The sequence below is a fragment of the Metabacillus kandeliae genome (genome assembly GCF_021166585.1).
In the GTDB taxonomy this organism is placed as follows: Bacteria; Bacillota; Bacilli; order Bacillales; family Bacillaceae; genus Metabacillus_B; species Metabacillus_B kandeliae.
The window spans coordinates 358,958-381,205 of sequence record NZ_JAJOZE010000002.1; the positions used below are offsets into that span (position 1 = coordinate 358,958).

At 44.1% G+C, this 22,248-nt stretch carries 22 protein-coding genes; 1 reads left to right on the forward strand and 21 read right to left on the reverse strand.

Annotated elements, in window-relative coordinates:
* Window positions 1-20: 20 nt before the first annotated feature.
* From LRR81_RS08880 to LRR81_RS08930, 11 genes are all read right to left on the reverse strand, one after another.
* The gene (locus LRR81_RS08880) at window positions 21-512 is read right to left on the reverse strand and encodes a hypothetical protein (RefSeq protein WP_231788992.1); all 492 of its coding nucleotides are present in this window, start codon (window positions 510-512) and stop codon (window positions 21-23) included.
* The gene (locus tag LRR81_RS08885; RefSeq protein WP_231788993.1) at window positions 512-1,030 is read right to left on the reverse strand and encodes a sigma-70 family RNA polymerase sigma factor; all 519 of its coding nucleotides are present in this window, start codon (window positions 1,028-1,030) and stop codon (window positions 512-514) included. The genes LRR81_RS08880 and LRR81_RS08885 overlap by 1 nt, the downstream gene beginning before the upstream one ends.
* Before the next feature lie 318 nt (window positions 1,031-1,348).
* Entirely contained in the window at window positions 1,349-2,722 is a 1,374-nt protein-coding gene (locus tag LRR81_RS08890) for a PIN-like domain-containing protein (RefSeq protein WP_231788994.1), read from the reverse strand.
* A 214-nt stretch (window positions 2,723-2,936) separates the two neighbouring features.
* Window positions 2,937-3,392 (reverse strand): helix-turn-helix domain-containing protein, encoded by a 456-nt coding sequence (locus LRR81_RS08895; protein WP_231788995.1) that lies wholly within the window; start codon window positions 3,390-3,392, stop codon window positions 2,937-2,939.
* A gap of 198 nt (window positions 3,393-3,590) precedes the next feature.
* A complete protein-coding gene (locus LRR81_RS08900) occupies window positions 3,591-4,142 on the reverse strand; it encodes a GNAT family N-acetyltransferase (RefSeq protein ID WP_231788996.1) in 552 nt (183 codons plus the stop codon).
* 20 nt (window positions 4,143-4,162) lie between these two features.
* Window positions 4,163-4,618 (reverse strand): VOC family protein, encoded by a 456-nt coding sequence (locus tag LRR81_RS08905; RefSeq protein ID WP_231788997.1) that lies wholly within the window; start codon window positions 4,616-4,618, stop codon window positions 4,163-4,165.
* On the reverse strand, window positions 4,615-5,157 hold the full coding sequence (locus LRR81_RS08910) for a putative glycolipid-binding domain-containing protein (protein ID WP_231788998.1): 543 nt from the start codon (window positions 5,155-5,157) through the stop codon (window positions 4,615-4,617). Before LRR81_RS08910 ends, LRR81_RS08905 begins: the two co-directional genes overlap by 4 nt.
* Window positions 5,158-5,214: 57 nt before the next feature.
* Window positions 5,215-6,225, reverse strand: a complete 1,011-nt coding sequence (locus LRR81_RS08915; RefSeq protein ID WP_231788999.1) for a FecCD family ABC transporter permease — start codon at window positions 6,223-6,225, stop codon at window positions 5,215-5,217.
* Complete coding sequence (locus tag LRR81_RS08920; RefSeq protein ID WP_231789000.1) at window positions 6,222-7,229, reverse strand: FecCD family ABC transporter permease; 1,008 nt, start codon at window positions 7,227-7,229, stop codon at window positions 6,222-6,224. Before LRR81_RS08920 ends, LRR81_RS08915 begins: the two co-directional genes overlap by 4 nt.
* Before the next feature lie 25 nt (window positions 7,230-7,254).
* On the reverse strand, window positions 7,255-8,160 hold the full coding sequence (locus tag LRR81_RS08925; protein ID WP_231789001.1) for an iron-hydroxamate ABC transporter substrate-binding protein: 906 nt from the start codon (window positions 8,158-8,160) through the stop codon (window positions 7,255-7,257).
* Window positions 8,069-8,956 carry an ABC transporter ATP-binding protein gene (locus tag LRR81_RS08930; protein ID WP_231789002.1) on the reverse strand — a complete coding sequence of 296 codons (888 nt, stop codon included), beginning with the start codon at window positions 8,954-8,956 and terminating at the stop codon, window positions 8,069-8,071. Before LRR81_RS08930 ends, LRR81_RS08925 begins: the two co-directional genes overlap by 92 nt.
* 156 nt (window positions 8,957-9,112) lie before the next feature.
* Between LRR81_RS08930 and LRR81_RS08935 the strand changes: the two genes are divergently transcribed.
* The gene (locus tag LRR81_RS08935; protein WP_231789003.1) at window positions 9,113-10,153 is read left to right on the forward strand and encodes an NAD(P)/FAD-dependent oxidoreductase; all 1,041 of its coding nucleotides are present in this window, start codon (window positions 9,113-9,115) and stop codon (window positions 10,151-10,153) included.
* On the opposite strand, the gene LRR81_RS08940 is transcribed toward LRR81_RS08935, so the two are convergent.
* The 10 genes from LRR81_RS08940 to LRR81_RS08985 form a co-directional block, all read right to left on the reverse strand.
* A complete protein-coding gene (locus LRR81_RS08940) occupies window positions 10,145-10,651 on the reverse strand; it encodes a histidine phosphatase family protein (protein ID WP_231789004.1) in 507 nt (168 codons plus the stop codon). The genes LRR81_RS08935 and LRR81_RS08940 overlap by 9 nt on opposite strands.
* 21 nt (window positions 10,652-10,672) lie before the next feature.
* The gene (locus tag LRR81_RS08945; RefSeq protein ID WP_231789005.1) at window positions 10,673-10,885 is read right to left on the reverse strand and encodes a hypothetical protein; all 213 of its coding nucleotides are present in this window, start codon (window positions 10,883-10,885) and stop codon (window positions 10,673-10,675) included.
* Window positions 10,878-11,846: a carbohydrate kinase family protein gene (locus LRR81_RS08950; protein WP_231789006.1), complete on the reverse strand. Its 969-nt coding sequence runs from the start codon at window positions 11,844-11,846 to the stop codon at window positions 10,878-10,880. Before LRR81_RS08950 ends, LRR81_RS08945 begins: the two co-directional genes overlap by 8 nt.
* 85 nt (window positions 11,847-11,931) lie before the next feature.
* The gene (locus LRR81_RS08955) at window positions 11,932-13,407 is read right to left on the reverse strand and encodes a glycoside hydrolase family 32 protein (RefSeq protein WP_231789007.1); all 1,476 of its coding nucleotides are present in this window, start codon (window positions 13,405-13,407) and stop codon (window positions 11,932-11,934) included.
* A gap of 93 nt (window positions 13,408-13,500) precedes the next feature.
* Complete coding sequence (locus tag LRR81_RS08960) at window positions 13,501-15,105, reverse strand: ABC transporter substrate-binding protein (protein ID WP_231789008.1); 1,605 nt, start codon at window positions 15,103-15,105, stop codon at window positions 13,501-13,503.
* Window positions 15,106-15,132: 27 nt separating this feature from the next.
* Window positions 15,133-16,014: a carbohydrate ABC transporter permease gene (locus LRR81_RS08965; protein ID WP_231789009.1), complete on the reverse strand. Its 882-nt coding sequence runs from the start codon at window positions 16,012-16,014 to the stop codon at window positions 15,133-15,135.
* 17 nt (window positions 16,015-16,031) lie between these two features.
* The gene (locus tag LRR81_RS08970; RefSeq protein ID WP_231789010.1) at window positions 16,032-17,009 is read right to left on the reverse strand and encodes an ABC transporter permease; all 978 of its coding nucleotides are present in this window, start codon (window positions 17,007-17,009) and stop codon (window positions 16,032-16,034) included.
* Between the two features lie 445 nt (window positions 17,010-17,454).
* On the reverse strand, window positions 17,455-18,783 hold the full coding sequence (locus LRR81_RS08975) for an ABC transporter substrate-binding protein (RefSeq protein ID WP_231789011.1): 1,329 nt from the start codon (window positions 18,781-18,783) through the stop codon (window positions 17,455-17,457).
* A 37-nt stretch (window positions 18,784-18,820) separates the two neighbouring features.
* Window positions 18,821-20,413, reverse strand: a complete 1,593-nt coding sequence (locus LRR81_RS08980; protein WP_231789012.1) for a response regulator transcription factor — start codon at window positions 20,411-20,413, stop codon at window positions 18,821-18,823.
* Window positions 20,388-22,193 carry a sensor histidine kinase gene (locus tag LRR81_RS08985; protein WP_231789013.1) on the reverse strand — a complete coding sequence of 602 codons (1,806 nt, stop codon included), beginning with the start codon at window positions 22,191-22,193 and terminating at the stop codon, window positions 20,388-20,390. The genes LRR81_RS08980 and LRR81_RS08985 overlap by 26 nt, the downstream gene beginning before the upstream one ends.
* Window positions 22,194-22,248 lie beyond the last annotated feature (55 nt).

Genomic DNA, 22,248 nt, shown 5'->3' on the forward strand with positions numbered 1-22,248 from the left:
CTTCACCCATTTTACCACAATCAGTCGGGTTTTATTAAATAGAAGAAACCTGTTTTGTGCATGAGCTGGATCTTCTTGCTGCCTTTACTATATTCACTCATCAAACCCAGTTGGTCTGTCTTTTTCCAGCCGTTTGCTTCGATTTGCTTCTGAAATTCTCTCGAAATTCCATCTTCTTCAACTAGCCCCGGAAGGCTGTACTGAATGAGGTTCTTTTTCACCTTAATAGCTTTGGCATTTGGCGGGATAGGGAAATCCGGCACCAGCTTCGAATACACATAGGCATTATGCTGAACAGCATTGCCGCCATTGCTTTGGATATTTAAGTTTCCATGCAAAAATAAGAAAAGGAGGCAGGCGCAAACTAACACTCCAGCCGCTTCGAGGATTCTGTTACTAGGAAATTTCTTTCGGGGCCGCAGGACTGATTGGATGCTTTTGTTCCGGTCAAAAGAGACCTTCTGAAAAACGGTGTCATCCATGTTTCTCTTTAAATTTTTCAACTCATCCATCACTCCGGACTCCTTTCCATCATGCTTTTCAGCAGCATTTTCCCTCTGCGCAGCCTTGTTTTTACTGTGCTTATGTTCATTCCAAGGAGCAGCTTGATTTCTTCCATTTTCAGCTCTTCATAATAATGAAGCATAATCACTTCCCGGTATTTCAGCGGCAGGCGCAATACCAGTTCCGACAAGTCCTTCTTCCGCTGCCGATCCAAAAAGGACTGTTCAGCAGATGCCGTCCTTTTCCCTGCCTTCTCTTTAATCTGATGAAAGGTGAACCACCTGCTTTTCAGCTCATCCTTGCATCGGTTGATGGCGATTTTGTAGAGCCATGTTTTATAGCCAGCCTCTCCCCGGTATTGGTCCAGATTCCTGTAGCACCTGATGAAAACCTCCTGTGTCACATCCTCTGCCAGCCCCCAGTCCTTTACGTATGTAAAAGCAAGCTTCTTCACTGAAACCCAATATTGGTCAATAAGCCCGGTGATCAAATCCTCGTTCGACTGATGTACTTGTTGAATCTCCACCTTTTCACCGCCTGAATATTTCTTACCGTATAGACTGCCAATCAGGAGATAAGGTTTCATTTTTTTCCAAATAAAAAGATGAAAAAGTTGCAAACGGAAGAATTTTAGTTTGCATTTTATTAGATTAAATAGGGTAAAAAAATTGAATTTTAAACTCCCCTACGAAATAAAAAGCATTTGGACAATTCGATTAGAAAAAAACTCCAACCAAAATAGGCTAGAGTTTTGTTTGCTTGATAAGTTAAGGAGCACTTGCTGTATGCTCCCTTTGTTTTTTACATATTTCTTAAAACCAAAGTACCTCATCCTAAACTGTCATTAAAAAGGTAAGTCATCCATGGCTTCCTGAAAGGCTATTTGTTTTAATGTATTCTCTATTTCCTTAATATACTCTAACAAAATTAATCCTTTATCAGCATTGTTTTTAGGAATGGAGTCCAATTGAGATAAGTAAGATTGTACTTTTTCATTATCTTTTATAGCCAATTCCCTTAATAAATTTCTTAATCTATTTTCTAGCTGATTAATAGATACTTTAACAGCCCAATCTATTGCATGATTATATTTAGTATTAGCTAAGCCAGGATGAGTGTCTATTGAAAAAGCAATATCTAACCTTTTTCTAAAAGTTTCTTTTTCCTCCTCAGACATAAATTCCATAAGCTTACCTATATCAAGTTTCTTTAGTTTTACTTTATCTATATCTCTATGAATCGCCTCGGCATATTCTTTTTCTAAATCAGAGCTTTCTTTTTCCTCTGACCTCCTGATATGTTCCACATCTTTAGTTACATTTTCAACTTGCTCATCTGTAATAAAATCAGCTTCTAGATAATCTTTAGCATATCTTACAAAGTTCTCAGTTCTATACATATAGAATTTCTGACTTGTCTTATTAATAAATTCTTGAATTAACTGTGGATGTGGTCTTTTAACTTTACTACCATCTTTCTCCCACCAATCCTCCTTCTTTTCTTCTGTGATAAAGATAATTGGTGTAAGTTTGTCCTCAAGTTTAGCTTTATCTAACATTTGGTGCCAAACAATTAAATCTCCATATAATTGCTGATATCTAAAGTCACCATATGTCCTGAAACTTTCTTTTTTCTTATCTACTATGTCCTTAAATCCTGGGGGTACACTAAGCTTATATCTGTTTTTACCATCTTTCTCAATTACATCAATTCTCTCCTGAGAATATGGCTCACCTACTACTCCATTCAACAGGATCAATAGCTCATCTTGAATACTATTAGAGTCAGATAGTTCAGCTAATTCTTTATCTAACTTTTCTTGAAGCTGAGCATTTGATTGTTCCATATTTTCAATAAAAAACTGAAACTTATCAGTTACTATGTATGGATGCTCACTCTGTACAGACCTCAAAGTTTTTTCTGCACTATCTTTTAACTTTTTTAATTCTGAGCCCAATAAGTTGTATCCCTCATGCTGTTTAAACATATTAGTTTCATAATTAAAGAAATATTCCAAAGCAACCTGATGAGGTATCCAAAGTCTCCCTGCATTTTTTAAAAATTTCAAAATATCCATTAAACTCTTTGTTGACTCTTTTGAAGTGTATTTATAAAAATTTAACAATACATTTGTATCCACAACAAATAAAGCACTTGCCCATAATTCTTTATATTCTTCCTTAGAATAGCCTATAAATCCTTTAAATTGGTGTAACAAGTATAACCCCTCCTATCTAAAAAAAAGAGGCAATATCAGCCTCTCTTGCACTACCATTAATTATAACCAGGTTTCATTTTTTTCCAAATAAAAAGATGAAAAAGCTGGCACAACAGATTTTTTATCTTCATTTGATTGGATTAAACCCAGAGCTTGGACGTTTCAAAATCATTGGAGCAACAAAATTCGTATCCAAATTGAAAGTAATCATACCTCAATCTTCGTCACTCTCATCCATTTCGAATTCCCAATCCTCAGAATACTCCGGCCCTAAATGCTTTCTAAGCTTTTCGTTAAATTCATCTGAAGCACCCTTTTTGTTTTTCATAAATTCAAAGGCTTTTCTTGGAATCAGGTATTTCCCATTCTTCCCGCTCGCCTGAAAACCAGGAAAGGTGTTTTTCCGTATCCAGTCCCTGACTGTTTCTTGTGTAACCCCATAAAAATCTGCAACTGTTTTGGTACTCACATATTCGGATTCATTTTCTTCACTAGCTGCTGTTTCGCTAATCACATAACGATTGCTTTTCGCCTCTTTAATGAAAGATGAAGTCTCTTTTCCAATCAGTGCTATAGCTGCTTGGAGTGCTTCTTTATCCGACTGCTCTTTTGTAGCTTCTTCTAATTTTTCTAATCGGGCTAACACTTTCCGTACAGAGATTTCTTGCATGGGTACCACCCTTCATTTGCTTTTACCTATAAAATAAACCAGATATGCAAGATATGCAAGAAAAACAAACCTTAATTAATATTCTAAGCTCAAATTCCATTACCTTTCTCTCCAGCTCAAGCCACCTGTTACGGAACAGCTATGGCAGAGAGACATATGTACTGACAGAATTAAAACACTCTGTGCAGATGACATATTTTAGAGATTCCCTTTATGAATCCTATAATGAAAGTGTAATTGGTCCTCAATCACAACCTCCCCGCTAAAACGAAAGCCGCATTTCACCAGTACTTTGTTTGACGCAGCATTGCGCGGAAGAACCACAGCATTCAATTGTTCAACATCAGTGTTTTCAAAAAGGTATTTCACCAATCCATTGACTGCTTGAGTTGTGTATCCTTTGTTTCTATATTGAGTTGAAATAGCATAAGCTACTTCCCTATTCGGGCCGATTAGTTCCTCTTTAATCCCTGTATTGCAAAAACCAATAAATTCGTCGGTTTCTTTTAAAAATACCCCTAGCTTTAGCCATCCTTGGTCTATATTTGGTACGGCAGCTAAAAAGGATTGATTATCAGGTATCTCATAATTTGTTACCCAATCTAACCTTTGTTCTTTGGTCGAACGCCAATCTGGCAAAAATTCGTATACTTCAGGTTCTGAAGTTAGGTTATAGATTGCATCAACATCTTCTATTGTGAACTCTCTTAAAAGTATCTCACCGCAGTCTATTATAAAGAGATTGCTCATTTTTCTTCCCCCTCTTTGCTTCAATTATTCTTTCGTTCCCATTCACTCAAATACATACGCTCTGTCCAGTTTTTCGGATTATTCATTTTACAAATAAGTTCTAAACTGTTGCCGTCAGGATCATTAAAATGGATTTTCGCATGAGCATAATCCTGATGCGGCATGACGAATGGTTCCGTTCCTTTGAAGCCAAAAGCTTCTCTTGGTTCGCAGCCTCTTTGCTTCAGCCATTCCACAGAGTTTTTCAGCCCTTCCAGCGAAACATGAAAAGCAATATGCCGAAGAGACGGGTGATATTCTTCATTTACTCTCTCAGTCTCCCATAGTCCAAGCCAGCTTTTGTCCTTCTCAATCCATAAGAAAGCGATACGTTCGTCTACCTTATGATCCAATTGCAAGCCAAGTCCCTCGTAAAATTCAATGGAACGATTTAAATTCCTAACTGGCAGATGTGCTTCATACAGACCTAAAATCATAGATACTCCCCCTTACTATATCTCCGCCCAAACAACCCCGGATACTCCACCACAAACCCATCCCCATCAACCAAAACCTCCGCGTCAAAACTTCCAGACTGATACTGAAACACCCGTCTCCCGTCCTTCTCCCCAAGATACGTATACCTCTGCTCAGCTTTCCTAACCTGAAGCGACGGCACCTCCACATACACCATCTGAAACTCCTTCTCCTCCCCGATCTCCCAGCTGTTCCGGTTAATCGGCAGGGTATTCGTAAAAGGGGTTGCCTGGATGTCAGGATCAATAGCGCCATTAAGTTCAGCTAGTTCCTCTCCCTCTTTAAACCAACGGCCTCTTCCATCAGACTCTAGCTCAAGCGAAGCGCCCCCATCTACTCTCACAGTCAATCTTTTTGTCACCCAGTCTTCCAATTCTATCGAATAGTTCACAAGATAAGATTCCCCATCCTGATAGATCACCGTCCCGCTCGCCACCCCATCAGCCAGCTTAAAATATTCACACCCAAACGCCGCTTTTTTCTCCCAAACAATTTTCATTGTTATCATCTCCCTCTCCCAATCATAAAAAACCGCCCAGCAAAATGCCAGACGGTCCTAAACTTTTTTCCACAATAAGTAAAGAAAATAAGGCGCCCCAATCAGCGCAACAATAATCCCCGCAGGAATTCCCTCCGCTGTGCCGGCATTCCTTCCAATCGTATCAGCAACCAAAAGCAGCAATCCGCCCATCAAAATAGACACCGGAATATTCAGCACATGCCGCGGTCCAGTCAGCGCTTTTGCAATATGCGGAGCCACAAGTCCTATAAAGGCAATGCCTCCTGTCACCGAGACAGCTGATGCGGCCAGGGCAACAGCAGCTGTCATCAAGAGCAGCCTTTCCCTTTCAAGCGCAACACCTAGACCGATTGCTGTTTGTTCGCTCAATCCAAGCAAATCGAGCCTGTTCGCTTTGTAGATCGTGAATGGAATGAGCACGACGAGCCATGGCAGGATCGCCCAAACAAACGGCCAGTCGGTGCCCCATATGTTGCCGGCGAGCCATTTGGCGATAAAGTCGACTTTTTCTCTTTCGGCTGATGAGATCAGAACGACCATGAGCCCTGAGAAGGCCATGGAAAAACCGACGCCACCGAGTACGAGGCGCGTTGGCTGCAGTCCCTGCTTTCGGCTGTAGGAGAAAGCATAGATCAGGGCTGCTGTGATGAGTGCGCCGATAAAGGCGGCAAACGGCAGCATGTAGACAAAGCTTCCGACATCGAGCGGAACGAACAGGAAGAAGATCGCAACCGCTGCTCCTGCACCGGAATTGATGCCGATAATGCCAGGTTCAGCGAGATCATTTTTCGTAATCCCCTGCAGGATCGCTCCTGATAGAGCGAGCGCCATTCCTGCAAGCAGGGTAACAAATATCCTTGGCATGCGGATGGAATAGAGAATGAACTCTTCCTTGAACGTGCCCTGTCCAAACAGAATCGGCAGGATTCTGTCATAAAAGACAGACGAAGAACCGAGTCCGAGGCTGATGACAATGACCGCAGCAATCAGGAGGACTAGAGACAGGACAACGATTCTTTGTTTTTTCAATAGTGATGGATGGATCATGTGAATGCCCTCCCTCCTTTGTGCACGACAAAGAGAAAGAACGGCAGGCCGACGATGGCCATGATGGCGACGACTGGTGTTTCATATGGTGCGTTAATGAGCCGTGCCGCTGTGTCGGCGAAAAGCATGAACGCTCCCCCTGAAACAGCGGACATTGGCAGGATAAACCGGTAGTCGCTTCCTGTAATGCCTCTGACGATATGCGGGACAAGCAGGCCGACAAAGGCGAGGTTTCCGGCCAGTGCGACGGAAGCTCCTGTGAGCAAAACAATCACGACGAACAGTATCGCTTTAACTGCAAAGGTTTTCTGCCCGAGCCCGACCGCTACATCTTCGCTGATGCTTAGGACAGTGAGCTGCTTGGACAGAAGAAGAGCGATGAGAAGGCCGGCTGCGATAAACGGCACAATAACGGCAAGCTGCTTCCAGGTAGTGCCGACAAGACCGCCTGCTGTCCACAAGGAAACATTCTGCGATATTTTAAAAATCAGTCCGACGCCTTGGGCCACGGCGAACAAGAGAGCGGTGACGGCTGCTCCGGCAAGCACAATCCGAAAAGGCGAAAAGCCGCCTTTCTTTGATGCACCGATGCCAAACACAAGCAGAGCGCCAAATCCTGCTCCGATAAAGCAGGCCAGCATCAGCCCGTAATAATTAACGGTCGGCAGAATCGCCACATTGATGGCAAGGGCAGCATTCGCCCCTGCTGACAGCCCAAGAATTCCGGGATCGGCTAAAGGGTTTCGCGTCATCCCCTGCATGATCGCACCGGCCGCGGCAAGCGCCGAGCCTGTCACAAGAGCGCCGAGCTCCCTCGGCAGCCGGAGTTCTCGGATAATATCGAGCTGCTGTCCGGAATCATTCGTAAAGATTGCGCGCCAAACATCCTGTACCGTCGTTTCCTTTGCGCCAAGCACAATCGCAAGCATGAGAGCGCCGGCAAGGATAATGAAGCTTGCGCCGAGTTTCCAGGCAAATGAAGCTTTACGGTGTTCCTTTGTCATACTCACTCATCTTTTCTGTACAGGTTTAGTTGCCAAGCAAGCCTTTTTTCAGCGTTTCCAGCTGGTAATCAAGTGTAATCGGGTCGTTAAAGTAAAATTCCTTAGAATTTACTTCAATCACATGCTTGTTTTTCACAGCAGGGATGTTTTTATACGTATTGGTTTCTTCAAAAGACGTGTCGCTGTCCGCATTTTTGCTGAGGACGAGGTAATCGCCGGCATAATCAGGGAGCACTTCAGGCGAAATCGTGTAGTACCCTGGCTTCAGCGCTTTTTCTTCTACGTTTTTCGGCATCGGCAGCTTCATGGCCTGGTAAAGGACTTCTGTTCCTCTTCCCCAGTTGTTGCCGAACACGTAGAGCTGCTTATCAAAGCTTTCTACTACAGAAATTGTTGCGTTGTCGCCGATTTTCGCTTGGATTTCTTTTCCGTCTGCTTCAGCGCGCTTTTTAAAATCGTTCACCCAGTCTGCTGCTTCTTTTTCTTTGTTCAAAAGCTTCCCGATTTCAATATGCTGTGTGAGGTAATCTGCTTTTCCGTATGTATAGGTAACGGTTGGGGCAATTTTTTTCAGTTTATCGATGTTTTTGGTGTTGGAGAGGCCGATGATCAGGTCAGGGTTCAGGTCAATGATTTTCTCCAAGTCTTCATCTGTCACAACTTTTGCGTCCTTCAATTTATCCTGGAATTTAGGATTGTCCTTAGACCAGGCATCAATGCCAACGATCGGCACATTTAGCGCCATTACATTTCCGGCAAGGGATGCCAGCACAACAACACGTTTTGGATTGGCAGGCACTTTTACAGGCCCGTTTTCAGATTGGTAAGTAATCGTTTTGTCACTGGATTCCTTTTTCTCTGAGGATTGGCTGCTGCAGCCGCTGATTAGTAAGAGTATCCCGATGAGGACTGGCAGAAATAACTTTTTCATATTCTTCTTCTCCTTGGATGAGGTTATAGGTCAGGCATAACGGCTTGCCGGTTCTCGGATCTTTCCCGATTTCGGCGTCGATTTGAAACACCTGTCGCAGTACTTTTTTAGAAATCACTTCTTCCGGAGTGCCGCTTTTCACAACAGCTCCGTCTTTCATGGCGATGATGCAGTCGGCAAATCGCGCTGCCTGGTTCAAGTCATGCAGGACCATAATGATCGTCCGGCCGTCTTCCTGATTGAGCTTCTGCAGCAGCTCAAGCACCTCCAGCTGATGAGCCATATCCAGATAGGTGGTCGGTTCGTCGAGAAAGATGATGTCGGTTTCCTGGGCGAGGGCCATCGCAATCCAGACCCGCTGCCTTTGTCCGCCTGAAAGGGCATCCACAGGGCGGTGCTTAAATTCAGACGTTCCTGTTGCCTCCATCGCGGTGTCAATGGCGTCAAGGTCTGCCTTTGATAATCTCCCAAAGCCTTTTTGGTACGGAAAGCGTCCGTAAGAAACCAGTTCTCCTGCTGTCAGTCCGCTTGCACTTTCCTGTGTCTGCGGCAGGATCGCCATTTTTCTCGCTAAGAGCTTCGTATTTTCAGAGGCAATATTCTGGCCGTCTAAAATCACGCTTCCGGCAGTTGGCGCAAGAATCCGTGTCATCGCTTTCATCAAAGTTGATTTTCCGCAGCCGTTTGGACCGATGATGGCTGTTATTTTTTTATCCGGTATCCCAACGCTGAGATCAGACACGATCGTTCTCTCTCCGTAGCCAACCTGCAGCTCTTCTGTATGCAGCCGAACCATTCTGGCATCCCCTTTCATCTAGTGAAAATGATTCTCACTATCAATTATCATAAAACGGCAGAGTGGAAAACGTCAACAACTTATTGATAAACTTTCTCATTTAGATTAAAATTTAATTGAGAATGAGAATCAGTGCTTTCAAGGAGCGGATACCATATGAAGGAAAATGAACTTTTCGATGTGACGATTATCGGCGGAGGGCCTGCAGGGCTTTATTCTGCTTTTTATAGCGGTCTTAGGGAAATGAAGACGAAAATCATTGAATTTCAGCCAGAGCTTGGCGGAAAAATTCAGGTGTATCCGGAGAAAACGATCTGGGATGTGGGCGGGCTTGCCCCTATTTCAGGTGCAAAGCTTATGGAGCAGCTGATTCAGCAGGGGCTAACCTTCGATCCTGAGGTTTGTTTAAATGAAAAGGTTGTCTCTCTATCGCGAAATGACGAGGGCATCTTTGTGATGACCACAGCTTCAGGGAGGGTTCACTATTCCAAAACCGTGATTGTCGCTGTCGGCAGCGGCATTCTGAAGCCGCAAAAGCTTTCGATTGAAGGCGCTGAAAAGTTCGAAGTGTCAAACCTTCATTACACCGTCAAATCCTTGAAGCAGTTTAAAGATAAAACCGTTGTCATCTCAGGCGGCGGAAATGCGGCGATGGACTGGGCAAACGCACTTGAGCCTGTCGCAAAGAGAATCTGCCTTGTGTACCGGAAAGAAGCAATGACAGGGCACGAAGCACAGGCCTCTGCCATCCTCTGCAGCTCTGTTGAATGCCTGTCGCAGACATGCATTACAAGACTGATTGCTTCAGGTGACACCATTAAAGAAGTGGAAGTCACCAATGCAGCAGGAGAATGCATAAAAATAGCCGCAGATGACGTCATCGTCAACCACGGCTATGAACAGGATACAGAGCTTCTTCAAAACAGCGGATTGAACATTGAGCTCGGAGAATACGGCACAATCAAAGGCACTTCAACTAGCGAAACCTCTGTGCCTGGCCTTTTCGCAGCAGGCGATATCCTGAAGCACGATGGCAAGCTTAACCTGATTGCCGGTGCGTTCCAGGATGCGGCGAACGCTGTGAACAAAGCGAAGCAATTTATTGAGCCTGAAGCCGGCAGCCATGCGATGGTGTCGTCTCATAATGAAGTGTTTAAGGAACGGAACCGGGAGCTCTTGAGGAAAAGCCTAAACTAAATGGGCAGTACTGTTGGCAAAGCGGAGGATCCGCTTCCCTTTCCAGTAATCCAGGCAATGAACTCCTGTGTTGTCTGAAAGAAACCAGAAATCATGCTCATACGGGAGGTGCAGAAAGCTTTCGATCAGCTTTGTAATGGTGCCTCCGTGGCTGATGATGGCGATTCGTTCCTCACGTTTTGCCTCTGCCGCAGCAAGAACTGCTTCACAGCGCTGTCTGAAGTACTGCAGGGTTTCGCTTTCTCCGCCTTCTCTCAGGCCATCAAGAACTTCCATTTGGCAGTTAGCCTCTGCTGCCAGTATTTCTGCCGTCTCTGCCGCTCTTTTTAACGGGCTGCTTAAAATGACATCTGGCGGATACTCCTTTTTCACCCACCCGGCCATTTTCCGGACCTGCTCTCTTCCGGCAGCTGTCAGCGGCAAGTCAGTTGATCCTCTATAATCTTCTTCTAAAAAATCATCCTCTGACTCCCCGTGACGGATTAATAGAATTTGCATAAGCCACCTCTTTCTTTTAGCTTATACATTCGAGACTAGCCTCTGACTTCCTCTTTTCGCTCTTCCTTCAGCAGCAAAGCGCCTGTCAGTAATCATTTTGCAGGAGGAAACATCCGGAAGCACGATGGCAAGCTGAACCTGAATGCCGCGCATTCCAAGATGCTGAGACTGCTGTGAAAAAGCGAAGCAATTCATTGTGCCTGAAGCAGGCAGTCCCTTTCCCTTACTAGTCAACTTGAAAGCTATTCACTTCCTCCAGGGAGGGCAGCGCAGAAATGGCCCCAACCTTTGTACACACGAGCGCGCCGACTTTATTGCTGAAGGAAATGATATGACACAACTTTTTAAAGTCGTCTAACACATGATGAGGATTTTCCGCTTTTGCGATCTGATACAGAACCGCTCCTGTAAACGCATCTCCCGCACCGGTGGAATCAATTGATTGGATAGGAATGCTTGCGATTAATTCTTCACATCTTCCATTAGAGAGAAAGGTGCCTTCCTTTCCTAATGTGACGGCGACTGCATTTGCTCCAAAACTATGAAGAGCAGCTGTTCCTTCCTTCACATCGTCTAACCCGGTCAAAATTCTAAGCTCCTCAGCGCTCACTTTAATAAAGTCTGCCAGCGAAGCGCCTTTTCTGGCCAGTTGGATAAAGCATGTTTCATTTCCTTTCCATAAGTCGCTGCGATAATTCGGATCAAAGGAAAGAAAGCGGCCCTTTTTCTTTGCTTTTTCCATCAGGGCTATGTATGAGGATCGAAACGGATTTTCTAGCAGAGCGGTTGCTGAACCAAAATGAAGGACCGAATGACTCAGCAGCCGTTCTTCATCCAGCTCCTCCTCTGTTAAATGGGCATCTGCTCCGCGATGAAACACAAAGTCTCTTTCTCCGTCCAATTTAAGGGAAACAAATGCAAGGGTAGTAGGATAACGATTATCCATTAAAAGCATCGTTGTATCAATGCCTAACTCATCCAATGTATGCTTCAAGAAGCGGCCGAATGGGTCATCCCCGGCTTTTCCGGCAAAAAGCGCTTCTCCCCCCAGCCTGACAATGGAGGCACAGACATTGGCCGGTGCTCCTCCAGCCTGCTTTATAAATAGGCTGCCTTCCTGCAAATCAACTCCAGCATCTTTACAAAAAAAATCGATCAATACTTCACCTATACACACAATTGCATTTGAGTTCATTTTCTGAGCCTGCCTTTATGTCTATTTTGTCTTATATGCAAAAAATGGAACAGAGCCCTAATCCACTAGATTAGAGCTCCTTTCCTTATTTCCAGATTGAATCCAGTTCAGTTAGTTTAAATGACTTCACCGCTGTGCTTCCTTCATTAGAAAACAGCACGATTTCTTCGTAAGGATGATTCGGAAACAGCAGGCTTGTGAAAGCTGTCTTGCCTCCGTTTGCAAAAACCTCAATTGAAGAAGCGTCAATCAAAATCTGAAGCTTCAGCCTGTTATTTTCAAGCTCCAAAATTGCTGTCTGTATGGAAGGAAACGACTCTGAAAAGCTGCTTTCCCCAGCGTTTGTCCGATCCACTGAGAGCATTCCTTTTCCTGCATTGTATAAAATGGCTGTCTTTTCCTGATTGGCGTTTTGGATACAGATCCCAAATACCCCAGCATCCTTTTTTTCAATTTCAGCTGTAACTTCTAGCAATGGGCTTGGCATAGTGAAGACTTTTTCAGTATTGGAAAGCAGGGTCATTTCGCTGTACGTATGCTCTTTTTTTCTGAATTCTTTTATTTCTGCTGCAGGCTTTTGGGAAAGCTGGACGCCATTCACGCCTGTGTATAGCGAAAGCTCCCTTGGCAGGGTCATCGCGCTGCGCCATTCCTTTGTCGGCAGCTGGTTCGCATAGCGCCAGTTGCTCATCCAGCCGATATAGATTCTTCTGCCGTCATGATCCGGGATATCGGACCAAGAAACACCGGCATAATTGTCTCTTCCGTAATCAAGCCAATGAACGGTGTCATCTGAATTGTCATTAACAAATACTGAACCATCAAACTCACCGATAAAGTATTGAGTCCTCGATCCTTCCTCAAGCTCTGGATTGTCTCCGATGCTGACAAGCAGAACCCACTTTTGTTTGCCTGCGTTCCCGTCAACAGACAGCTTAAAGAGATCAGGGCATTCCCACACCCCTTCATGAGAGCCGGCCTTGCTTCCAAATTCACTTTCGAATGCCCAATCGATCAGGTTAGGCGAAGTATAGATGGTGACCGATTGCCCTGTCGCAAGCACCATCACCCATTTCCCCGTCTCCTCATGAAAGAAAACCTTGGGATCGCGGTAATCTGTCCTGTCCACATCAGATAGGACAGGATTCCCCTCATATTTCACCCAGGTGCGGCCATTGTCTCTGCTGTATGCAATACTCTGCCTTTGGCGGGGACGATCGGAGTCCGGATATGTATCAGCGCTTGTATAAATGGCAACTAATCCAGGCTCATCCGGAAAGAAGCCTGTCGTGTTGTTCCAGTCGACAACAGCGCTTCCGGAAAAGATCATGCCATTCTCATCTGGAGACAGCGCAACAGGATAGTGCTCCCAGTGAATTAAATCCTTGCTGACAGCATGGCCCCAATGCATCGGTCCCCATATCGTATCGCAGGGATGGTACTGGTAAAACAGGTGGTACTCTCCATTAAAATAAACCATGCCATTCGGGTCATTCATCCAGTTGGCTTCTGGTGAAAAATGAAATTGCGGCCGGAATTTTTCTGTATAGGCAACTGGCATTCTCCCACTCTCCTTCTTTCTTCATTAATATGAAAAAAGGGCTGTCTGCTGCTGATTTTCCGGACAGCCCTTTTACACCTTGTTAGGCAGCTCTTATTTTTTGGTACGGTCGTATCCAGATTGCTTGATCTTCAGCCATTCCTGCAAACCAAGGCGGTCGAGCTCTTTCAAGTATGCTCCCCATTCCTGATCTGCCTTCCCATTGGCAATCCATTCAGCTCGCTTTCGATCGATATATGCGTTCATGTTCGTTTCAATCGATGAAAGCTTATCCAGTTCCTGCAGTGAGAAGAAAACATTAGGGTACGTATTCTCTGCTGTCATATGCGGCATCATTACTTTCTTCAATAAGTCCAGTCTCCAAGCGGCATCATCAGGCTTTGTTGTAACTTTGCCATAATACTCATCCAGTATTGCGAGCGGTCCGCCGATGTTTGTTTTTTGCCTGATTTCAACAGGTGCTGCCCCATCCAGCGGCAAATGCTTCAGCATTTTTTTCGATTCATCGTATTCAAAAATATTTTGCTGGTTTTTGTCTCCATAGGTACCCCAGTTATCCTGGACAGATTGCAGCGGGTCGTACAGCTTGTCGATCCATTTGGCCGTCAATTCCAAATTTTTGTTGGCGCTTGAAATGACCATTCTTCCACGGTCAAATCCCATTCCGTTCGTTCTTGTAACATTCACCTGTCCATTCGGCCCTGCAAGCGGTCCCATTAAATCGTATTTGTCATTCATTCCGGTAATATTGGCTTTATCCCAAGTAAAGTATAGCCCGTAGCGGTTATCTTTGCCTTTTGAGAGATATGTGTTCCAATCCTGCTGGAATGCCTCGACATCAATTAGCTTTTCCTTATACAATTTATTCAGAAACTTAACGCCCTCTTTGTATCCATCCTGAGCAGCAGTATTGATCACCTTCCCGTCATTTGAGACAACGGTATGATCTCCGTTATCACCAAGGCCGAAGGAGCCAAATAGAAAGGACATGTCTTCTCCGCCATGGTTGTTTACGAATGACATCGGAATTTCATCTGCTTTTCCATTGCCGTTCGGATCCTTTGTTTTAAAGGCAATCAGCACTTTTTCCAATTCGTCTGTTGTTGTCGGCATCTTCAGCCCTAATTTGTTGAGCCATTCTTTGTTGATCCACGGCGTATCATCAACGGATTGGATCCGCTCTTTACCTGTTCCCAGCTCTTCGATCCATGGGAAGGAATAAATATGGCCGTCTGGAGCAGTAATCATCGATTTGTATTCAGGCGCTTCCTGAAGAACCTTTTTTAAATTCGGCATATATTTTTCAATAAGATCCTCGACAGGTACAATGGCACCGTCTTTTGCTAGTTTTAATAATTCATAATCAGAGTACCCTGCATCAAGAATGGCATCAGGAAGCTCTCCGCTGGCCATGGCCAGGTTTCTCTTTTCCTTAAAAGAATCCGAGGTATAGTTCTTAAAATCGATTTTCACACCCGTCTCCTTTTCAAGGCGCTGATAGATCAGTTTTTTGTTTGGATCAGCCGGAGCGAGCGGCGAGCTTTGAGTAATAAAATGAAGCGTGACTTTTTCCTTCAGCGGAAAGGTGACATTGGACAGCTTGTAATCCTGTGCGGCTGTATTGCTTTTCTCGCTGCAGCCTGTTAAAAGCATGGCTACTGCAAAGGAAGTGGTGACAACCTTCATGACATTTTTCATAATAAATCCCCCTAATTCGTTTGTTATTTATTTTAAGGAACCAACCATAACGCCTTTTTCAAAATACTTTTGGAAGAACGGATACATCACGATCAACGGAAGACTCGAAATCACAATGGACGAGTACTTAATCATTTCAGAAATCTTCTTCAGCTCAGCCATCGCCTGCTGATCCCCAATCATTCCAGGATCCGCCTGATTTTGAATCAGTATAGAACGCAATACAAGCTGCAGCGGATGCAGGTGAGAATCTTCCAGATAAATCATGGCATCAAAGTACGAGTTCCACTGACCAACAAAGGCATAGAGTGCCAGCACGAATATAATCGGCTTTGAAAGCGGCAGCACCACTTTAAAAAAGATAACCAGATCGGATGCGCCATCCACTTTTGCTGCTTCATGGAGCTCATAAGGAATGCCTTTGAAATACGTTCTCGCAAGGATGATATTCCATACGTTGAGTGCTCCCGGAAGCAGGATCGCCCAGATGGTATTCAGCATCCCGAGGTCTTTTACTATCAGGTAAGTCGGAATCAGCCCTCCGCTAAAGAACATCGTGATAATGAAGAGTCCCATGAAGAAGTTCTTTCCGACAAATCCCTTAATGGATAATGGAAAAGCCGCAAAAATGGATACAATAACGGTGACCAAGGCAAAACCGGCTGAATAAAGAAGTGAATTAAAGAATCCTCTTACCATTGCCTCATTGCCGAGAATCAGCATATATCCTTTCAAGCTCCAATCGGAGGCATGAAACGAAATTCCTTTGCTTAATAAAATGGCTGGATCCATAAATGATGCAATAAGTACATATACCAGCGGCACCAAAACAACCAAAACGGCGATGAATAGAAAGATTTTGTTCAAGCTTAAGATCACTCTGTCTATTCTTGAGTGTTTTATATTCATGACAAGGCTCCTTTCCGTTAGTACAGCCCTTCTCCTTCATTCAATTTCTTCACAATAAAGTTGACAATGAGAAGGAGGACGACGTTAATGACTGAATTGAAGAGACCAACAGCGGCAGAGTAAGCATAGTCTCCGGACTGCAAGCCTACTTTATAAACATAGGTTGGGAGAATCTCGGATGTTGGAAGATTCATTGCTGTTTGCATGAGATATGCTTTCTCAAAGCCAATGGACATGATTCCTCCTGCTGCAAGGATGAAGGTAACGGCCATAAGCGGTTTGAGTGCCGGAAGGTCTATGTGAATGATCCTTTGCAGGATGTTTGCTCCGTCAATGGTAGCCGCATTGTGAAGCTCTGGATCCACATTGGCTAAGGCTGCCACATATATAATGGAAGACCACCCTGCAGCTTGCCAGATGCCGGATAAAATATAAATGCTCTGGAAGTACCCAGGGTCTGACATAAACATGATCGGTTTTCCAGTAATCATCGTGATCAACTGATTCACCGGTCCAGTTGGGGATAAGAAGATAAAGGCCATCCCGACAATGACAACGACAGAAATAAAGTTCGGTGCATATAAAACGAGCTGAATATTTTTTTTGATTGCAGCTTTTCTCAGCTGATTTATCATCAGCGCCAAGATAATAGGGATTGGAAAGCTAAGAATTAATCCGAAGAAGCTGAGATTAAACGTGTTCATAAAGATCTGGCTGAAATTTGGCGAGGTTAAAAATTTGGTGAAATTAGCGAAACCCACCCAGTCGCTTCCGAGGATTCCCTTAATCGTGCTGTAATCCTTAAAAGCAATAATCGCTCCATACATCGGGATGTATTTGAAGATGATGGTCAGAATCACAGCCGGGGCAATCAGCAGATAAAGAAAATAGTTTTTCCGAATGTAATCCCATTGCCTTTTCATTCTGGAAGCTGTTTTCTTCTCTCCATCTATTGTGATAGCCGCATTATGATCCGCTTTTACTAGTTCAGACAATCGATTGGCCTCCTGTTCTGTATTGGCAGTAAATGTCTGGTTTTACTTTATCAAAATGGATGTCGTTTAGATTTCAATATTTTCGGGTATAGGCTTACAAAATTTTCGGATGTTGAAATCGCTTTCATAAAGAAAAGCGCAAGCCGCTCGTTCAGCCCCAACAAGCATAAGACGATCAGCCGGGGAAAGGGGGTCTTTCCTTTCCCTGGATGAGCGGCTTATGACCTCGAGGGGCTAGCGGCTGGAGCTGGACAATTTAGAAAAGCGCAAGCGCCTTGTTCAGCCCCGACAGCTGCTTGCGGAAAAATCCGAAAAGTCCGCTCTTAGACTTTTTGATTTTTTCGAAGGCGATGGAGCTGGACACAAACCATCCCTTAGCAAACGAGCTATTTTGGTAACTTTCTGATGATACAAAAAAATGCCTCCAGCAAATGCAATGGAGACATTAAGGGCTATTTATTTCTTTAAGGCCTGTGTTGATTTTCTGTACGGCTTCCTTCGCAGAGGCTCTCACATTTTTCCCTTCTAGCCCGATCTCCTCGAACAGAGTTTTGATGGCTGAGCTTACGACGGGATAGACAGGAGTTACCGGCCGGTTTCTCGAATGCCTGTGGGCCTGCATGAGAAAAATATTTTTTGGATACTTGTTTAATTCCGGAATAGCCTTAGCTACTGAAGACCTGGCAGGCAAATCACCCGTGATCATCGCATACCTTTTGCTTCCTTCAAAGCTTGTGGCATATTTAATGAATTCCCATGCCTCTTTAGGATGCTTCGTATTGGCAGAGATACCAAGGGACCAGCCCCCATTTGGAACAGCCTGGAATTTATCTCTTGGGAGGGGGGCAACCCCATAGTCTTTTCCAAGCTTGAATTCTGGGTTATTCTTTGCCGGTTCATCCATGGCCCATGAGCCCAGTACCGTCATGGCAAGCTTGCCTGTTTCAAACGGTGTCTGCGGCATGTCCGCTGAAGCTGTTTTTGACTTCCAGTACATGTCCTGGTAAAACTGCAGGGCTTTCAAGGATTCCTTTGAATCCAGATATCCGCTGGCTGTTTTTCCGTCAGGGCTCAGAATAGCACCGCCAAACTGCCAAATGAACGGTATTTTAAAGTAAGCAGCCGCTTCCCCATCTCCAAACCCTTGAGCCGGGTCAATTCCGATTACTCCTTTATGCTTCTCTTCAATTTTCTTGGCCAGTCCGACCGTTTCCTCCCATGTCAGCGGTTTCTCTGGATCCTCTGATGGAAAAGGGAGATTCGCTTCTTCAAATAGGTGCTTATTATAAAAGAGTGCGAGGCCCGATTCTGCAACAGGAGCAAGATAGATTTTCCCTTTGTAGCTGAGTCCGTCTAGAATGGTTTTAGGAATATCCTCTATGTGCCCTTCTTTTTTCATGTAAGAATCCAATGATAATAATGAGCCTGTATTGGCGTATAACGCTAGATTAGGGCTGTCGATTGCCATAATATCCGGAGGGCTGCCTGCAGCGAGCTGGGTTCTGAGCCTCAATTCATAATCAGAATACTGGATTGAACGCATATCAATGGAAATGTCCGGATGAGCTGCTTCAAAATCAGAAATCAGTTCTTCATATGCCCTATTTTCTTTCGTATTTCCATAATTTCTCGAAAAAACGAGCTGTACCTTTTGGCTTTCCTTTTTCGATTCCGTCCTCTCCTGCTTGCCCAAGAACAGAATATAGACAGCAATGGCAAGACCCAGGCAAAGAATGATGAAACAGATAACAATGCGTCCGCGTCCCTTTTTCATTTGCAATCCCTTCTTTCAAAACAAACTTTCAAACCCCTTATTCAGCAGCAGTGCTGCGAAATTCAACTGGTGTTTGATTGAAATGCTTTTTAAACACTGTACTGAAATAAGCGGAGCTCGAAAAACCTGAGAGGTTTGCTACGTCAATAATCTTCAGTTCTTTGTCCTTCAAAAAATTCCGTGCTTTTTCTAAGCGCAGCTGTACAAGATAGTCACTGAAATTCTGGCCGACATGGTTTTTGAACACTTCTGAAAGATAGGCATTGTTAATGTGAAATAAATCAGATAAAGAGGCAAGCGTAATTTCATGTGCATAATGCTGATCAACATAGTTTCTTACACTGTCCACAATTAACTTGCCATTTGAAAACCGGGCTGTTCGAACCTTTTCGATAATGCGCTGGGCAAGGTGTATGAGATGCTCCAGTACTTTTTTCTGGGAATTGAGCTCCCAGATGCTTTGCTGGCAATGCCAGATGGATTTCTTAACGTCTCCTGAATCAACGCTGTATTTCCTGGCCATCGCGCTCAAGAGAAACAGCACTCTGTTCGCATCAAAGGAAAAGGACAAGATTGATTGATGATCTGCTCTTTCAAAGATACTGTGTAGACTTTTTTTAAATCCCTCCATGCTCGCGTTCTCAATGGCATTTGTCAATTTTCTTTCCATTTCAGGTGAAAACTCTGCTAATTCTTCTGTTTTGAACTTCCCGTCAATTATCTGAGACTCTGGAGCTAACTGGCTTCCGCTCCATGATAGGAGGCTTGAGATATAGCCTGTTTTGCATTCCAAAAGGCTATTAACCTCATTTCCTATTCCAATAACCGTTTCCAGATTCAGATATTTTTTTGTATGCTGCTGGATGGCTTTTATCAAAGGAGAATGGCGGTCCAGCGGGACAGATTGGATAAGATGCATAAATTGCACCATGTTCGCACAGCCCGGATCATAAAAGGAATAGGTTCCTTTGTGCCCGCCGGCTATCTCTTTGCACAGCATGCGAAAAGGCAGCCAAAGCTCTCTTATCCGCTCTGATGAGCCGCTCTGGTCTCTAATCTCAGCCGTCACAAATTGAATTCTTGCATGTCCGCTCAATAGCTCCTCAAGCTGCAAATGGCGCATCCTGCTTTCAAGCTGATCAGGCTGAATATATTCCCCCTTGACGAATTGCAGCAGGAATTGCTCCTGCACTTCCCCCAGCTGGGAATAGGCGAGCCTCCTGATCCGGGCTGACTCGATTTCCTTCTGTTTTTCTTCCTCAGCTTCCTTTTTAATTTTTCTTAAAGCCTCTTCCAGATCATCTGGAGCTACCGGCTTCAGCAAATAATCCTTAACCCCTTCCTTCAACGAACCCCTGACGTACCCAAAATCAGAATAGCCCGAAAGGACAATGACCTTTACCTTCGGATGCTCCATATGGCAGCGTCTCGCAAATTCAATCCCATCCATGATTGGCATTCTCATATCCGTAATGACCAGATCAACCTGCATTTTGCCGAGTATCTCCAGGGCTTCCTTGCCATTGGACGCTTCATCCACGATTTCAAACCCTTCCTCTTCCCAGTTCACTTTCATTCTGAGTCCTTTCCGGATTTGGGCTTCATCATCTGAAATCACGACTTTCATCATGCCAATCACTCCCTTCTATCCTGATGCACAGACTGATTCTCGTGCCGGCATGCTTTTCTGATTGTATTTGGAAAGAAAAGCTGTCACCGTAATAGATTCTGAGACGCCCCAAGACATTCTTCATCCCAATGCTGTTTCCTGAGCTCTCAAGGACACTTGTCGCATCTTCCTTTTCCCCATTCAATAAGTCTGTTAAAACCGCATCATCCATTCCCGCTCCATGGTCCTCTATAACGATATGAACCTGGTTTTCTATCAATTCCGTTTTCAACAGAATGGCGGCATGCTTCTTCTCTGTAAAGCTGTATTTGACTGCATTTTCCACAAGCGGCTGCAGCACAAACTTGATGATGGGCAGATATTTTGTCTGCGGATCCTCTTCTATTTCGATGCTGATCGCCTCTTCGTATCTCACTTTCAAAATATCTGTATAGCTCCTGATATAGCTTAACTCTTCTCCTAATGTCACGACATCACTCGTTGTATTCAAGGAATACCGCATCATTCTTCCTAAGTAGACGCTAACATTCATGACCTCTCTGTTTTTTCCCTGTGCGGCAAGGCCTCCCATAATTTCTAGTGTATTATTCATAAAATGAGGATTAATTTGCAGCAGCAAAGCCTTGTACTCAGCATCCTTCCGCCTTAAATTCGATTCATATTCCGTTTCAATTAGTGTCTGCAGCCGCCTAATCGTCTGATCAAAAACTTTGGTTAGATAACTGACCTCATTGTTGTAAGACTTGATCGTCGGCATAAACCGTTTGGCACCGGAAAAATCCCCCCGTTCAATAAATTCCATTGCTTTTGCTAGTTTCCCGAGAGGTCTGACGATATTCGATGAAAGCAGATAGGAAGCAAGGATAGTCAGCAAAAAGACAGCAGCACTTGCTAACAGCAGGTTATTCTGAAGACGGGCAGCTTTACCGAAGAGCTCAGCCTTTGTCACTTCACTTACCAAGTACCAATTACCGATTGCTTGTTTATGATAAAAAACAAAATAGTCCTCGCCATTGAAATTTGTTTCAATTAACCCCTTCTCTTTTTTCTCCTTATTCAATTTAGCCAACAGTTGGGTCAGCACATTTTTCGGCATCTGAATTTTCGGCTGCAAGACACTTTCACCCTGGGGATTTATTAAGTAGGTTCGCCCCGATTTTCCAATGGATATCTTATTCATGGCAGTCTCAAGCAGAGCTGATGGGAAGCTGACTTTTATGATTCCGTAGGGAATAAAAGTATTCATATCGAAAAGGGGCAGGATATAACTGTTCACATGTACTGCCTGCATAGCCTGAGACTGCTGGTAAGGATCAATATGAGAAGCTGTAAATCTAACGTTTTTACTGCTGTATTCCTCAAACCACTTCATTTTCTGAAGCGATGGATTATCGCCCCACGTGCCTGTTCCATCATTTAAAAAGAGAGAAATAGATATGCCGTTAGAATTGTTTACCATAATAGAGGCAAGAAGGTTTCTGACCTGATTTTTCAAAAGCATAGCCTGCTCCTTTGATATAGGTGGCTCGTCCTTAGCGAGCTTCAGCCACTGCTGAGTCGTTTGATTAACCAAAACCTGTTTCCCCGTATCCTCTGCCTGCATTGCGATCGAATTAATATAAAGGGAATATTGATCCATCGTTTTTACTGTTAAATCCTGCGTTTGTTCCTCGATCATAGAGGTAAACCAGCTTGGAATAATGATTGATAAAAGGACAAATGGAATCGTCAATAAACAAGTAAAGATGATAAATAAACGATTTCTAAGTGAAAAAAACATGAAACCCTCCCGCTAAAAAGAAAGCACTTACAAAATTTAGTGACATTTTGTTAAA

Excerpts from the sequence above, each read along its gene's own strand:
- LRR81_RS08955 (WP_231789007.1), bottom strand. The coding sequence starts at position 13,407 with ATGCCAGTTGCCTATACAGAAAAATTCCGGCCGCAATTTCATTTTTCA.
- LRR81_RS08915 (WP_231788999.1), bottom strand. The coding sequence starts at position 6,225 with ATGATCCATCCATCACTATTGAAAAAACAAAGAATCGTTGTCCTGTCT.
- LRR81_RS08900 (WP_231788996.1), bottom strand. The coding sequence starts at position 4,142 with ATGAGCAATCTCTTTATAATAGACTGCGGTGAGATACTTTTAAGAGAG.
- LRR81_RS08985 (WP_231789013.1), bottom strand. The coding sequence starts at position 22,193 with ATGTTTTTTTCACTTAGAAATCGTTTATTTATCATCTTTACTTGTTTA.
- LRR81_RS08910 (WP_231788998.1), bottom strand. The coding sequence starts at position 5,157 with ATGAAAATTGTTTGGGAGAAAAAAGCGGCGTTTGGGTGTGAATATTTT.
- LRR81_RS08935 (WP_231789003.1), top strand. The coding sequence starts at position 9,113 with ATGAAGGAAAATGAACTTTTCGATGTGACGATTATCGGCGGAGGGCCT.
- LRR81_RS08975 (WP_231789011.1), bottom strand. The coding sequence starts at position 18,783 with ATGAAAAAGGGACGCGGACGCATTGTTATCTGTTTCATCATTCTTTGC.
- LRR81_RS08965 (WP_231789009.1), bottom strand. The coding sequence starts at position 16,014 with ATGAATATAAAACACTCAAGAATAGACAGAGTGATCTTAAGCTTGAAC.
- LRR81_RS08950 (WP_231789006.1), bottom strand. The coding sequence starts at position 11,846 with ATGAACTCAAATGCAATTGTGTGTATAGGTGAAGTATTGATCGATTTT.
- LRR81_RS08980 (WP_231789012.1), bottom strand. The coding sequence starts at position 20,413 with ATGATGAAAGTCGTGATTTCAGATGATGAAGCCCAAATCCGGAAAGGA.
- LRR81_RS08930 (WP_231789002.1), bottom strand. The coding sequence starts at position 8,956 with ATGGTTCGGCTGCATACAGAAGAGCTGCAGGTTGGCTACGGAGAGAGA.
- LRR81_RS08880 (WP_231788992.1), bottom strand. The coding sequence starts at position 512 with ATGGATGAGTTGAAAAATTTAAAGAGAAACATGGATGACACCGTTTTT.
- LRR81_RS08920 (WP_231789000.1), bottom strand. The coding sequence starts at position 7,229 with ATGACAAAGGAACACCGTAAAGCTTCATTTGCCTGGAAACTCGGCGCA.
- LRR81_RS08905 (WP_231788997.1), bottom strand. The coding sequence starts at position 4,618 with ATGATTTTAGGTCTGTATGAAGCACATCTGCCAGTTAGGAATTTAAAT.
- LRR81_RS08940 (WP_231789004.1), bottom strand. The coding sequence starts at position 10,651 with ATGCAAATTCTATTAATCCGTCACGGGGAGTCAGAGGATGATTTTTTA.
- LRR81_RS08960 (WP_231789008.1), bottom strand. The coding sequence starts at position 15,105 with ATGAAAAATGTCATGAAGGTTGTCACCACTTCCTTTGCAGTAGCCATG.
- LRR81_RS08895 (WP_231788995.1), bottom strand. The coding sequence starts at position 3,392 with ATGCAAGAAATCTCTGTACGGAAAGTGTTAGCCCGATTAGAAAAATTA.
- LRR81_RS08925 (WP_231789001.1), bottom strand. The coding sequence starts at position 8,160 with ATGAAAAAGTTATTTCTGCCAGTCCTCATCGGGATACTCTTACTAATC.